At 48.9% G+C, this 13,568-nt stretch carries 17 protein-coding genes; 6 read left to right on the top strand and 11 right to left on the bottom strand.

Translation table 11 applies throughout. From position 1 onward, the window contains the following. Window positions 1–48: 48 nt before the first annotated feature. On the bottom strand, window positions 49–1,038 hold the full coding sequence (locus tag OGY01_RS05410; protein ID WP_045444221.1) for an arabinose ABC transporter substrate-binding protein: 990 nt from the start codon (window positions 1,036–1,038) through the stop codon (window positions 49–51). A 317-nt stretch (window positions 1,039–1,355) separates the two neighbouring features. Continuing rightward, complete coding sequence (locus OGY01_RS05405; RefSeq protein WP_286492608.1) at window positions 1,356–1,913, bottom strand: DJ-1/PfpI family protein; 558 nt, start codon at window positions 1,911–1,913, stop codon at window positions 1,356–1,358. Window positions 1,914–2,467: 554 nt separating this feature from the next. On the opposite strand from OGY01_RS05405, the gene OGY01_RS05400 reads away from it, so the two are divergent. Next, window positions 2,468–2,971, top strand: coding sequence for a non-heme ferritin-like protein (locus tag OGY01_RS05400; RefSeq protein ID WP_045444228.1), 504 nt, complete (start codon window positions 2,468–2,470; stop codon window positions 2,969–2,971). Between the two features lie 139 nt (window positions 2,972–3,110). Here OGY01_RS05400 and OGY01_RS05395 read toward each other — a convergent pair whose 3' ends face one another. Continuing rightward, complete coding sequence (locus OGY01_RS05395) at window positions 3,111–3,362, bottom strand: DUF2766 family protein (protein WP_045444231.1); 252 nt, start codon at window positions 3,360–3,362, stop codon at window positions 3,111–3,113. Between the two features lie 125 nt (window positions 3,363–3,487). Between OGY01_RS05395 and OGY01_RS05390 the strand changes: the two genes are divergently transcribed. Then, window positions 3,488–4,909, top strand: coding sequence for an MFS transporter (locus tag OGY01_RS05390; RefSeq protein WP_045444234.1), 1,422 nt, complete (start codon window positions 3,488–3,490; stop codon window positions 4,907–4,909). A 33-nt stretch (window positions 4,910–4,942) separates the two neighbouring features. Here OGY01_RS05390 and OGY01_RS05385 read toward each other — a convergent pair whose 3' ends face one another. Next, the gene (locus OGY01_RS05385) at window positions 4,943–5,581 is read right to left on the bottom strand and encodes an RpiB/LacA/LacB family sugar-phosphate isomerase (RefSeq protein ID WP_045444237.1); all 639 of its coding nucleotides are present in this window, start codon (window positions 5,579–5,581) and stop codon (window positions 4,943–4,945) included. A 268-nt stretch (window positions 5,582–5,849) separates the two neighbouring features. Here OGY01_RS05385 and yecR point away from each other — a divergent pair, with 268 nt between their 5' ends. Both yecR and ftnA read left to right on the top strand, forming a co-directional pair. Then, window positions 5,850–6,185: a YecR family lipoprotein gene (gene yecR / locus OGY01_RS05380; RefSeq protein WP_045444238.1), complete on the top strand. Its 336-nt coding sequence runs from the start codon at window positions 5,850–5,852 to the stop codon at window positions 6,183–6,185. A gap of 380 nt (window positions 6,186–6,565) precedes the next feature. Then, window positions 6,566–7,063, top strand: a complete 498-nt coding sequence (ftnA, locus tag OGY01_RS05375; protein ID WP_045444240.1) for a non-heme ferritin — start codon at window positions 6,566–6,568, stop codon at window positions 7,061–7,063. A 45-nt stretch (window positions 7,064–7,108) separates the two neighbouring features. On the opposite strand, the gene OGY01_RS05370 is transcribed toward ftnA, so the two are convergent. Then, window positions 7,109–7,348 carry a YecH family metal-binding protein gene (locus tag OGY01_RS05370; RefSeq protein ID WP_045444242.1) on the bottom strand — a complete coding sequence of 80 codons (240 nt, stop codon included), beginning with the start codon at window positions 7,346–7,348 and terminating at the stop codon, window positions 7,109–7,111. A gap of 233 nt (window positions 7,349–7,581) precedes the next feature. Here OGY01_RS05370 and tyrP point away from each other — a divergent pair, with 233 nt between their 5' ends. Next, entirely contained in the window at window positions 7,582–8,793 is a 1,212-nt protein-coding gene (gene tyrP, locus OGY01_RS05365) for a tyrosine transporter TyrP (RefSeq protein WP_045444245.1), read from the top strand. A gap of 64 nt (window positions 8,794–8,857) precedes the next feature. Here the strand turns inward: tyrP and OGY01_RS05360 are convergent, their stop codons facing one another. The 6 genes from OGY01_RS05360 to OGY01_RS05335 all read right to left on the bottom strand — a co-directional run bounded on the left by OGY01_RS05360 (window position 8,858) and on the right by OGY01_RS05335 (window position 12,670). Further along, window positions 8,858–9,523, bottom strand: coding sequence for a YecA/YgfB family protein (locus OGY01_RS05360; RefSeq protein WP_045444248.1), 666 nt, complete (start codon window positions 9,521–9,523; stop codon window positions 8,858–8,860). Window positions 9,524–9,728: 205 nt separating this feature from the next. Further along, window positions 9,729–10,010, bottom strand: a complete 282-nt coding sequence (locus OGY01_RS05355; protein WP_045444251.1) for a heavy-metal-associated domain-containing protein — start codon at window positions 10,008–10,010, stop codon at window positions 9,729–9,731. Next, window positions 10,007–10,363 (bottom strand): mercuric transporter MerT family protein, encoded by a 357-nt coding sequence (locus OGY01_RS05350; protein WP_200012821.1) that lies wholly within the window; start codon window positions 10,361–10,363, stop codon window positions 10,007–10,009. The genes OGY01_RS05355 and OGY01_RS05350 overlap by 4 nt, the downstream gene beginning before the upstream one ends. Beyond that, window positions 10,341–11,483: a transglutaminase-like domain-containing protein gene (locus tag OGY01_RS05345; RefSeq protein ID WP_286492607.1), complete on the bottom strand. Its 1,143-nt coding sequence runs from the start codon at window positions 11,481–11,483 to the stop codon at window positions 10,341–10,343. Before OGY01_RS05345 ends, OGY01_RS05350 begins: the two co-directional genes overlap by 23 nt. A 253-nt stretch (window positions 11,484–11,736) precedes the next feature. Beyond that, on the bottom strand, window positions 11,737–12,207 hold the full coding sequence (locus tag OGY01_RS05340; protein WP_200012818.1) for an SRPBCC family protein: 471 nt from the start codon (window positions 12,205–12,207) through the stop codon (window positions 11,737–11,739). A gap of 13 nt (window positions 12,208–12,220) precedes the next feature. Beyond that, on the bottom strand, window positions 12,221–12,670 hold the full coding sequence (locus OGY01_RS05335; protein ID WP_286492606.1) for a LolA-like protein: 450 nt from the start codon (window positions 12,668–12,670) through the stop codon (window positions 12,221–12,223). Between the two features lie 453 nt (window positions 12,671–13,123). On the opposite strand from OGY01_RS05335, the gene OGY01_RS05330 reads away from it, so the two are divergent. Then, the gene (locus OGY01_RS05330) at window positions 13,124–13,468 is read left to right on the top strand and encodes a hypothetical protein (RefSeq protein WP_200012814.1); all 345 of its coding nucleotides are present in this window, start codon (window positions 13,124–13,126) and stop codon (window positions 13,466–13,468) included. Window positions 13,469–13,568 lie beyond the last annotated feature (100 nt).

Here is a 13,568-nt window from a genome sequence, read left to right as displayed (position 1 = left end):
GTCCGACCTGGAGTTAGCAGGTCGGACAGACGTTTCACAATTGTCGTGTTACTTACCGCCCAGCCCTTTCTTCGCCAGTTCTTCTTTGAAGTTTTCGCGGGTGATCAACACCACATCCGTGACTTCGGTGAAGACCGGGGGTTCTGCGCCTTTAGTCACCCAGTTGTAGAGCATCTCGCTGGATTTATAGCCGTGGACGTCCGGGCTTGGCAGCAGTGAGCCATAGAACCCGGTCGCTTCACCCTTGGAGAGTTCACTAATCGCATCAACGCCGTTAATGCCGATACCAATCACGTTCGGAGCTTTAAAGCCTTGTCCCTCAGTAGCACGAACGCCACCCAGTACGGTGTTGTCGTTCATACCGACAATCAGCCAGTGTTTAACCTCTGGGTGCTGAACCAGCATGGAGTTGGCGGCGTCGAATGCGCCAGGGATATCATTGGATTTGGTCGGAACCTGGTAAATCTGTTTTTCCGGGAAGCCCGCAGCTTTGAGTGCTTCCATTGATCCGGAAGTACGACGACGTGCGGTATCCAGTTCATTAGCGGTAATGGCCATCACGGCAGAAGATTTCACATCCCAGCCGCGTTTCTGCATTTCGTTATATAACTCCTGTCCCTGACGCTCACCAATTTTTGTTGCCGCCATCATTACCAACGGTACGGTATCCATTGGCTTACCTTTGGCGTTGGCGAACTGGTCATCCACAGCGATGACTTTCATATCATAGCCACGTGCCTTGGCCATAATGGCTGGCCCAAGTTTCGGGTCAGGGGTACAAATCACGAACCCTTTTGCGCCACTTGCCGCCAGGCTGTCGATAGCATTAAGGGTTTTTTCACCGTCCGGGACAGCAATTTTAATTACCTCAAAGCCAAGATCTTTACCGGCTTTATCCGCAAAATTCCATTCTGTCTGGAACCAGGGTTCCTCCGGTTGTTTCACCAGGAAACCGAGCTTCATGGATTCAGCGATAGCGGATTGTGACATAACGGCAGCCAGACCGATGGCCGCCAGCGCTTTAGTGAATTTGTGCATGGTTAACTCCAGCTTTAACGTTCTTTTATGTAGGGTAAAATCAAACGATTTTTTGTAATTCAGACATAAAACAAGGCATTACTTTGATTGATAAGATCAACGCCAGTGCTGAGAGTAGTTGTAGCGGGAAATTGATTCTCCATAAGAGAGCGGCATCACACCACAGAATTACAGTAATTGCGTACATAAATTCAGTGGGAAATGACATAAAAAAGCGCTGCATTTTTGAAGGGAATAATAAGGAGCAGCAGATTAATCCATAACATCAGCCAGCGAATCCTTGTTCCCGAATACCGAAGCATTCGGGGATCCAGAGATTACCATGTGTAATAAATGTGTTCGGCGTGATCGCGAACAGAAGCGTCATCATCTAACAGACGAGCTGAGAGCGTGAAAGCAAAATCAAAAATATGCCCTAAACCTTTACCACTGAGAAGATTCCCATCTTCCACGACGGGCGCATCAACATATTCCCCGTCAGTAACATTTGCCCACAGTTCACCAGAGCACACATAGCGGCGTCCTTTCAACAAACCGTTACCGCCCAGCACCCGGGCTGCGGCAGAACAAACCGGGCAGATAAGTTTCCCGGCTTCATCATGACGAGCAACAAACTGGACTACCGCATCACTGGCAGCAAGGTTAACGCTTCCCTGTGGACCGCCGGGCAGCACAACTGCGTCATAAACAGTCTCCAGTCGGGCCATCAGAGTACTGTCGGTCACCATCGGGATATCGTGATAGCTCACTACCGCTCGAGACTCGGCGCAGGCCAGGGTCTCAACATCAATATTAAGACGACGCAAAATATCGATGGTAACAATGGCTTCAGCCTCTTCAAAACCGGGAGCCAGCAGCACCGCAACCTTCTTCATATACAACTCCTCGTTTAACCCACATAAACACCACAACAAATACCGAATTATTTATGCCGTCAGAGTAATTAAATTCGTTAAAACTGATCTGACGCATAAAATTAACCACCAGATAATTTCCATCAGCGTCGCTGAGAACAGAAAAATTCCATTAGCGTAATGATTGAAAATCGCCTGTAGAACCAGATTATCTTGTTGTAGAATTTATTTTTGTGACATGAAATAGCATTTCATTATTTTTATTTACCATTAATTATTGATACATCAATCAGTTAAACACACCACACTATGCAGCGGCGACAGATGCACAAATATTTTTATGACGATATGTAAAAAAATATAAATATGTAGTTTTAAGGATTTTCTTATGACCAGGCTGGCGTTATGATTATTTGTGATCGGTAAAGAGATCACTCTTTGGTCACCTAAAGGACCGGCGGAACGGAATTATTCTGCTAACAGTATGACTTGTACGTTGATGTGAAGTGCAGCGACAGCCCGTTGTACTGCCGTTAGTAACGTACAGCTTTCTTTCTGGAAATAAGGATATTGATATGGCTGCAGTTGGAATTGTTCACAAACTCAACGCGCAAATGAATCTTGAGTTTTACGCATCGAATCTCTACCTTCACTTTAGTGAATGGTGCTATGAGCATAGCCTGACAGGCACCGCAACGTTTCTGCGTACTCAGGCGCAGGCGAACGTGACGCAAATGATGCGGGTGTTTAATTTTATGAAAAAAGCAGGCGCTAATCCTATCGTGAAAGCCATCGATGTTCCCGGAGATGAGCTGACATCCCTTGAAGAGTTGTTTCAAAAAACGCTTGATGAATATCAGCAGCGCTCCAGCACGCTGTCGCGCTTAGCGATCGAAGCTGAAGCATTGAACGATGCCCCTACCATTGATTTTCTGAACGATCTGGAAAAAGAGCAGCAACAGGATGGCATGCTGTTACAAACGATTCTCGATGAAGTTCGTAGCGCCAAACAGGCAGGCCTGTGTATGGCGCAAATGGATAAGCACCTGCTAAATGTCGTTAACTACCAGCAGCACTAATCTTTGATTCACTCTGCTTTCATGCCGGATGGTGATGCGATTCACCTTACCCGGCTTACACTCGGTCATCTATACGTTCACGCCTCCCGTTCCGGGAGGCGCAAAAAAACCTTTCTAAAACCTGAAACAACGGTTTATTTTAGTGAGACTCATTCTGCGGAGTGAATTTCAGTTCGATCAATGCAACCGCTTTTTGAATTGCACGCATAGTCACCGGATCGGCACCCGCCGGGTGACTGGAAAAATCGATGTTTTTAAGCTGGCTGGACATTTTCTCCCGGACTTCAACCGGGGCAATGACATCAATGATATCCAGAATTTGCTTGATAACCAGTTGGCAGGCAACAACATCCGAGAGCAGTTCCTGATCGGCATTCAGTGTTTGGGACATAGTGAGCTCCTTATAGAAAGGTCGTCATAGTACCCATTCAGCTGTCGAAACGATAGCGGCGCAAGCAGTGTAGCTGCGCTGAAAATAAAAAAAACAGTCAATTTCTTTGAGATGGCAAGCACGACATGAGTGAACATTTAGCGGTTGAGAAATTACGTGGCCTTTCGCCGGCAGCACTGCTCGTTGCCGGGGCCTTCTTTATGGAATTTATCGATGGCACGGTCATTGCCACCGCCCTGCCCGATATGGCAAAAAGCTTTGGTGTGCAGGCGGTTGACCTGAACATCGGCATCAGTGCCTATTTGATTACGCTGGCGGTCCTGATCCCCGCCAGCGGCTGGATAGCCGATCGTTTTGGCGCACGTAAGGTATTTACCCTGGCGCTGGCAATATTTACCCTCGCATCCGTCTTTTGCGGATTATCCACCAGCCTCGAAGGCTTTGTGGCGATGCGTATATTACAGGGTGTGGGCGGCGCACTGATGGTTCCGGTCGGTCGTCTCGCCGTCCTGCGTACAACGCCAAAGCATCAATTAATCACCGCCATTGCCACTCTGACCTGGCCTGCACTGGTTGCCCCGATCATCGGCCCGCCGCTCGGCGGGTTTATCACCAGCTATGCCAACTGGCGCTGGATCTTTTTTATCAATGTACCGTTGGGACTGCTGGCGATAGCTCTTGCGTTACGTATTATTCCGGATATTCATGACGACGAGCGCCGTCCGTTTGACTTCCCCGGTTTTATGGCAATGTCTGTCGCTATGGTCAGTCTGGTGTACGCCATGGAGTTACTGGGTTCACAACAGCCTCAGGGTTGGCTCACCGCCGGGCTGCTCACTCTCGGGATTGCCACCTTCATATTCGCTCTGCGCCACTTTCATCATGCCGCCTGGCCGATGATTCGTCTGGAGGCTATGCAGGTACCAACATTCCGCGTCACGATGTACGGCGGCTCACTGTTTCGTGCATCTATCAGCGCCGTACCTTTTCTGCTGCCGTTAATGTTTCAGGTCGGCTTTGGCATGAACGCCTTTCATGCCGGATCCCTGGTGCTGGCAGTGTTTGTGGGAAACCTGACGATTAAACCAGCCACCACACCATTGATACGCTGGCTGGGCTTTAAGAAACTGCTGTTGATTAACGGAGTTCTGAATGTTCTGGCGCTGCTGGCCTGCGCACTGATTACTCCACAAACTCCGGTATGGGTGATTTTACTGGTGCTATATCTGGGCGGCGTTTTCCGCTCGATACAGTTTACCGGCGTCAGCACGCTTGCCTTCGCGGATGTCCCTGCACCACAGATGAGCTATGCCAATACGTTGTTTAGTACGGCAACACAATTAGCGGTAGGGTTGGGGATATCACTGGCGGCTATCGGGATCCGAATTGGCGATAAAATCAGTGAATGGTTGGCGCTGGACAATATTCCGGGGATCAGTTTTCGTCTGGCATTTGTGGCTATCGCCATCATTTGCCTGATTGGTATGGTTGATACATTGCGTCTGACCCGCGATGCAGGAAGCGCGGTATCAAACAAAAATCGTTAAGCCCGGCAGACCGCTACCACCGGGCAACAGGATTTAGCCAATGATCTTACGGACAAACGCTTCGATCGCTTTGTCCTGGCAATTTTCAAAGAAACACTGTTGGAAACGCGGGCCCGACACGGCGGTTTTCACCAGTTCAGGATCGATAGCGCGCAGGGTATCAAGATAGTTTTCTTTTACCACTGCCGCTTTCACCTGATTCAAAATACCTGCGTTACGCACCTGCGGTTCTTTGCGCTCCGGCGGGTAACCTTCGCCATTACGACCGGTAAATGCTTTTTCAAACATGTAGCGCACGTTCAGCTCAGCGCCCCAGCCAAAGCCTTTGGCGAACGCCAGGGAGAGCGCATTACCATTATTGATCTGCGCAAACAGGAAGGCATCTGCCGGATCGAGACAATAGCCACACACCACACCAGGATGGATATTCAGCGACATCATCGCACCTTGTCCGGTGCCACAGCCTGTCACCACAAAATCGACCGCTTTGGAATTGAGCAGAATGCTGGCCATAATACCGAGGTGAATATAGGTCAAATGATGGTCGTTTTCGTCACTCATTCCAACGTTGAAAACAGGAAAACCTTTCTCATCCGCGACAGCCTTAAGCTCGTTATGAATGATCGCGTTTTTGCTTGCCTGGCTGTTTTCCATCATCAATGCAATTTTCATTCTGTATTCTCCTGAATGCGTCGCGGGGATTCCGCTATGAGTCATAACATTCAGGTCACATTACTATCTCTCAAACGCACTTTCAAATTTAATGAAATTTAGTTTTAAGAAATAATGAGATGTTCACATTTCCCCCGTTAAACGCCAGAATTCCTTACAACAAAAGCGTCGTTGTGATTAATCGCAGGTGATCTTCACGTTATTCAACCCATTGACTCGTCGCTGTATCAGTCAGGATAACGTATCACCGAATTTTCAGAGCGATATCATGAAGCCTCTTATTCTTGCACTCTTGCCGCTCGTGCTAACGGGATGCACTATCACAAAACAGGCGCAGGTCAGCGAAGCCAGCCCCATCACTGGCGTGGTTCGTCTTACTTACAACCAGGCAATGCTACAAACAGCGCGCACAGACAACTATATTGCCCAGAGTACGGCAACAAAAGAGTGTCAGCGGATGGGATACGCCAGCGCTGTAGCATTTGGTCAGCCAGTGGCAACTTGTAGCGTTTACGCAGGTTCCCTGTGTATGAATACCAGGATTACGCTTGCCTGGCAGTGTCATGGTGTGGCCGTGTCGCAGACACAACCTTTCGGCTATTAACCTTTCTGACCTGCATTGTTTTGCTGGTCTTTTATTACTTATATACCCGCCATACTTCAAACTGCAGGTGCGTTGACTACACTCAGAAACCCCAGTCACATAGTTATTTATGCTCCTGGGGATTTCCTCCCTTGCCGGGTGACTCGGCCTACGGCCTCGCCCCTTTGGGACCTGCGCAAGCGCTGTTCAAAATACCTGCTGCATTTTGTCCTGCAACTCAAATTATTTAGAATATATCGCTCTTTTAATAGTATTAATGCGTTTTATTCCCATTCTCATTTTTAATAAATAAATTTATTATTTTACCTTTTGCAAATAATTAAATAACAAATTATAGTGGCGCCACGTAAATATATAATTAATGTTCGTGGAGCAGAACCATGCTGAAAACAGAAATGATCGACAAACTGAATGAGCAAATGAATCTTGAACTTTATTCATCTCTGCTCTATCAACAGATGAGCGCGTGGTGCAGCTACCACAGCTTCGAAGGTGCCGCTGCGTTTCTGCGTCGCCACGCCCAGGAAGAGATGACGCACATGCAGCGTCTGTTCGATTACCTGACAGATACCGGTAGCTTGCCGTGCATTAATACTGTGCCGTCACCGTTTGCTGAATATGCTTCTCTGGATGAACTGTTCCGTGTCACCTATGAACATGAGCAGTTGATCACGCAAAAAATTAATGAGCTGGCTCATGCGGCAATGACTCACCAGGATTATCCAACATTTAATTTCCTGCAGTGGTATGTTGCCGAGCAGCATGAAGAAGAGAAATTATTTAAATCTGTTATTGATAAGTTATCACTGGCAGGAAAAAGCGGTGAAGGTCTTTATTTCATCGATAAAGAACTGGCTACGCTTGATACACAGAATTAATTCTGTTGGATTACGGTGGCTGACCGCCACCGTAATTCGAGGATCTTAATGGCGGCAGATCTTGCTTTCATGAGTAGAAAAACCGTCATCGCTGGCAATGAATTTCCCCTTCGCCGCCAAAAACGCCACCAGCTCAGCCGCCGTCATGCCTTCAGCAGAACAGGTATGAAAACGCGCCTGCTCACCAAAACGGGCCGTAATCGCCGCTTCAAGACTGGCATTTGAATACTGCTCGCCAGACTCAATCATCATGTTGAGCACTTCGTGACCGTGAATAGAATCCATACTCCCTCCTTAATAAACCCCGTAGCCTAATGTGAACCATATTGCACTGCTTTGCGCTAACGCAGGTTTATGCTGGCAGGACACAAAAAATATCATCTGTAATACATCTTCACCGCCAAATATTCGTAAATTAATCTGTACACAGATTGTAACGGTGATTTGACGAAAATATCGTTATGCCTTAACCTGCGCCGCAGATATAACCGTTGATTATCTCTGGGACAGAGGAAAGCGTGAAGAATAGAACTCTGGGTAGTATTTTTATCGTGGCAGGAACCACGATTGGCGCCGGTATGTTGGCGATGCCGTTGGCTGCGGCGGGCGTGGGGTTTAGCGTCACGCTGGCGTTGTTGGTTGGGCTATGGGCACTCATGTGTTACACCGCGCTGTTGCTGCTCGAAGTGTATCAGCATGTACCAGCGGACACCGGACTTGGCACGCTGGCTAAACGCTATCTTGGTCGCTACGGGCAGTGGGTGACAGGCTTTAGCATGATGTTTTTAATGTACGCGCTAACGGCTGCATACATCAGTGGCGCAGGTGAATTACTGGCGTCAAGCATCAGCGACTGGACCGGTGCCAGCATATCCCCTACGGCGGGTGTACTGCTGTTCACCTTTGTTGCCGGGGGTGTGGTATGTGTCGGGACGTCACTGGTCGATCTGTTCAATCGCCTGTTATTCAGCGCCAAGATTATCTTCCTTGTCGTCATGCTCGCCCTGCTGATGCCGCATATCCATAAAGTGAATCTTCTCACTCTGCCGCTACAACAAGGCCTCGCACTCTCCGCAATTCCGGTGATTTTCACCTCGTTCGGTTTTCATGGCAGCGTTCCCAGCATCGTCAGCTATATGAACGGTAATATCCGTAAACTGCGCTGGGTGTTTATCACGGGTAGCGCTATTCCACTGGTCGCCTATATTTTCTGGCAACTCGCTACACTCGGCAGTATCAATTCATCGACGTTTATGGGGCTGCTCGCCAACCATGCTGGCTTAAACGGTTTGTTACAGGCGTTACGTGAAGTAGTTGCCTCGCCACACGTAGAGCTGGCGGTGCATCTGTTTGCCGACCTCGCGCTGGCAACATCCTTCCTTGGCGTCGCACTGGGATTATTCGACTATCTGGCCGATCTCTTCCAGCGCCGTAATACCGTAACAGGCAGAATACAAACCGGTGTGGTGACGTTCCTGCCGCCGCTGGCGTTCGCTCTCTTCTATCCGCGTGGTTTTGTGATGGCATTAGGCTATGCAGGCGTTGCCCTGGCGGTGCTGGCTCTGCTCATCCCGTCAATGCTGGTCTGGCAAAGCAGAAAACACAATCCACAAACAACCTGGCGGGTGGCGGGTGGTACACCAGCACTGGCGCTGGTTTTCATTTGCGGGATCATCGTGATAGGCGTGCAATTTTCTATCGCAGCAGGACTGCTACCTGAAGTCGGTTAAAACAATAGCTTTAGAGTCGCATTAAAGTTGTTAGTAAGACGAAGGGGCTAAACGCCCCTTTTTCTTAATGCAGACAGCACTGCTTATACTTTTTACCACTACCACATGGGCACGGATCGTTACGCCCAATTTTGGCATCCGTTTTTAACGGAACCTTCACCGGCGCTTCCTGTGGATGCGCCATCCAGTAGGCATGCAGATCCAGAGCCGCCAGGCGGATCGCATCCACGCTCTCGTCAAATGCTTCAGGAGTCAGTTTCTCAACGACCTCGAAGTTCTCTTCCGTACCGTGCAACGCAATTGCTTCAAGCGCCGGCTTTAACGAATCCGGTAATGAAGACCAGTCAGACAGCGCGACACCTCGCATATAGCCAAAGCACCACTCTTCAACAATAGTCAGCTCATGCTCTTCAATTTCGCGCAGGCCAAACAGCGGTTCAAACTGCTCAGGAAATTCGTCAAGGCGATCGGCTGTATCAGCCATATGCTGAAACGTCAGGTTCATGAAACGCGTCATTTCTTTCTCGGAGGACCAGCGAGGGACATACTGCGCGCCTCCCCATATAGCGACCAGCCACTGCTCCGGCTCAATTTCATAAGGTGAACTGAGCACCGCCGTCAATAAGCCATCCAGCTCTGACACATCCAGAATTGCCTTGTCCGTATTGTACTTAGTCAGTACATCATCCAGCCATTCCAGTTCGCTTTCGTTTAGTGGTCCCGTTTTCATAACGCTTTTCCTTAGTAAAAATTCTTGCCTGTGATTATCTTACATGGCTGGTGGGATAACAGATACAAATGGGCATGAGCGGTTCACTGACACCGCCTGTTCAGGTTAACAGGAAACGAGGGTAATTCCGGTAGTTAACGCACAAAAGAGGTCACAAAAAACCTGGCATCATCTTCTGATAACCAGAAAACCACCCGCAGGTGGTTTATTGTTGTTCAATATGGTTGAGCGTGGCCGTATATCCTGTTTTTGCTACCGCCTTGAGTAGCGTATCAGTAGAGAAATCTTCAGGCACGATCACTTCAGCCTGGCGCGTCTTCAGCGACGATTTAGCCTTGATCACGCCGTCAGTTTCACGCAGCGCCTGATTAACAGAAATGACGCACAGCGAGCAGGTCATATTTTGTATATCCAGCACCACTTTTTGATGAGCTGCCTGAGCCCACAACGGCAGCAATAAGCAAGCGATCAGAGTGACTATTTTCATTCAAATACCTCATAAAACCAGGCAACCAGCGTTGGATAAAATAACACCGGTAAAATCACTATCAGCGCACACCAGTAGAGAATACGCGTCTGTTTCAGGGTCAGCCAGCCGGTACACCACAACCTTTTGGAAAAATAGAGCCGCCAAAAGAGGCGCAACAGCAGCCCAAGCGTCAGCAGAATCAAGGGGAGACGCAAAAACTCGAAACGAGCGAATACCGTAAAACTTGCCGCCGAAATGCCAAACAGCAAATATAACAGTGGCCCTACGCAGCATAATCCTGCGGTGACGGCAGCCACAGCGGCCGTCAGCAGAGTGAGGCCAGCGCCTTTAGCGTTGTTCTGTTGCGACATAGTTGTAGGAGAACGCTTTAGGGTCATAGAAGTTGATCGGATCGCCGTCTACTTCCGCATAGGGGTAACCAAAATTGTTCATCGCCCCCTGTTCTGTGGCCGGATACAGTTCAAAATCACGTCCGTAGTTGAACCCTACCCAGTTCATTTCCCAGTTACCGAACAGGTAGGTGTTAACGGCCTGCACATCAGCATCCTGATGCGTTTTTTTCTCGGCCAGACGCATTTTCGTCACGTCCGCCGGGTCGCAAGGCAACCAGCCGTAACCAGCCAGATAAAACTCTGCGCGACAGTGCTGACCTCCACTCACATCAGCTACCCCGGCACCGTCGGCTTTACCAAAGGCGCTTTTCGAGTAGCGTTCAAGCTTATTGGCTTTCCCCAGACGAATCCCGAATAATTCACGCGCCGGAATGCCGCTGGCACGTGCCAGAGCGACGAAAACGGAACTCATATCGGTGCATTTCCCTTTGAGTTTGCCACTCTTCAGAATCTCCGCCACATCACCCGTTCCGCAGCCGATAACGTCATTATCACGCTCCATATGGCTACTGACCCACTCATAGATCAGGCGTGCTTTTTTCAATGGGTCCTGCTCGTTGCCGGTGATTTTACGCGCTGTTTCCTGCACAAGCCCGTCAACGGGAGTATGCGCAGTCGGCAATAAATAGGGTTTCACATCCAACGGATAAACGATCTGCTCCGGCGCATGCCAGGTTTTTAGCGCATCCTGCTTCAGCGGCTCCCAATCGGCGGTTTCAATGTCAATATCAACCTTAATTAACAACTCTCCTTGTGAATTGGGCCAACTGGCAAACAACGTTTTCGCGCCATAAGCATTATTGGTAGTGACATATGCCTGCTTATAGTTGCCGCTAAAAACAAGGTCTGTCATCTGCTGAAATGCTGTATCTACCGGCAACGGGATCCACAGTTTCACCACACCGCTTGAGCCTTGTGGCGGATTCAATTTATAGGTTTGCGATAAGACAAAGCGCCGACGTACTACAGGCGCAACTAATGGCTCTGCGGCTTGTACCGTCTGGCTAACGACGGAAGGACCGACTAAACCGGCCGCAGAAAGGAGAACACTATTTTTAAGAAATTGTCGACGTTGCATTGCTGTCTGTCCATGTTGTATGAGTTGAGCGACGGCTAAACGGGCAGAGACCGTACACGATCATCACAGCAGACAGACGCTGACGTAAAAAGGCGAGTCGATGGAGTTTATTCATCAATAACAGACCTGTTAACTGTGAATGAAAAGAGAAACAATTAAGCCATTTTCAACCACAAGAGTACAGGCGCAGCATTAAAAAAGACGAAAAACGCATAATAACAGGCAGGCTCCATATCCTTAAAAACCGGCCACATCAAAATATGTACACGTTGGTTCCTAGTTTACGGGCTAACCCTTTTGCTCCCTCACGCATTACCGTATCGTGATTCCAGCGAAAGACGGGCGCTGCCAGTGGAGCAAGGTAGTTCATCCAGCGAATAGTGGTCCGTACATGCCAGTCATACCTGACGATAGTTTCCTTGCCGTTGTCGGAAAAAGACCATACTCCTCGCCCTTCAACTTCACCACTCGCCTCCCCTTCCAGCAGACAACAAGGCAGTATATTCAGTACGTTAATATCAAAGGTTAGACGATAAGGCAGCGCCCCTTTCCAGGTATAGCGGTGCAACGCGCCAATGCCCTGTATATCCCCTTTCTTTATTTCAATAATTCGCTCCAGGCTTCCCCACCATTCAGGCCACTGATCCGGGTGAGAGAAAACATCCCATACATCCTGGATCGAAGCTTCAACCCGCCAGACGGTGGAAAACTGATATTCGGCCATAAACTCCGCGCCCTTAAGGTGTGAAAAAATCCACGGGAAAACGAATATTGATGATCATGGCATCCATAAGTACGGTTTCCAGCCACTTTCCACCAGCATCGTAACTGAGCACTTTCACGGGTAGTCGATGGTAGTTATCGAACCAAACGTCATACCGGTGAACACCATCAACGACCATCGTCCCCGGCCCCGTCACGCAGACGTGCGTGGTCGAACGCCCTGATACGCTCTCCTCCCCGATTATCGCCGTTTCCCCCTCTCGCTGCAGGTGACGAATATTGTCCAACAATGCGCCAATGTCAGACTGATCGACCCGATGGCCACGCTCGTCTTTTATTAAAGAATTTGTTGGGGAGAGGTTTAATACAGGCAAAGTTCCCAACCCAAACGGCCAAAGCTTCACGTGATTACTGACCGGGTTATAGGTAAGAACGGCCCCAGGATGCGGCTGAGTAAAATCCATCCTTATAAAGCCTGGCTTTTTATAGCTATATCGAATGATTTTACTTTCGGCCTGGACGGAAGAGGAACGAATAAGAACCTGATAAGACTGGAGCTTATCAAAATGCTGCCGGGCGATAACGATGTGGTCTGTAGTTGTGGAACGTTGTGACAGCAGTGATGCAACGGCCAAACTTTTGTCCACCGGATATATAATGCAGCTAAGGACAAGTAATGCTGCAAACATTACCGTCGGAGAAAGTAAGTCTCTGATGTAACCTCCTGCATCTGCATGGTGAACAAACAGGGGTGATCGCCTGTTACCTGTTCAATTATAGTGCTTAATGCCCCCCTTTGACCTTCCTGTACCGTCATCATGAACAGGGACATAACAGCTAAATTGTTCGTCCTGCACCGGGTATCGTCGCAACCAAAAGCTATACTTTAATAGCCATACTTTTTATGAGTATTAATCATGAAACTGCCATGGGCGCTTTCCTGCGCTGCCCTCGCCATCCTGTTAATGACCTCCTCCCATCTCACTGCCAGCACTTTGCAAGACCAGGCTGAACTGGAGCGAGAGTTAAGTGCCGCTTTAGCAACCGGACACAGCGTCATTATTATTGGTGGAACGGAGAATTTCGGTTTCACGCTCAGAGCCAGAAACAGGATCCACAGACCATTTGCTATCCAGGATGGTATTGGCGATCCCGTGATGATTAACGGTTTTCAGGACCACAACTATAACCCTGCACGGGATGGATTTATGAATAATCCTGCCCGGGGACGTTTTATGTTGAACGCACCTGTTCGCCGCTAAGTGCGATATACATGGCGAGTCACTAACGAGGAGGGATTGCTGGTGGTTTTGTATTAACGGGTCATGTGCTGCATGATAATGAACAGTTCGCGAAAACACG

This window comes from Citrobacter sp. Cm038 (genome assembly GCF_030333105.1).
Taxonomy (GTDB): Bacteria; Pseudomonadota; Gammaproteobacteria; order Enterobacterales; family Enterobacteriaceae; genus Citrobacter; species Citrobacter murliniae.
The sequence above is the reverse complement of the archived record's forward strand: the minus strand, read 5'-3'. Positions and strand labels throughout refer to the sequence as shown.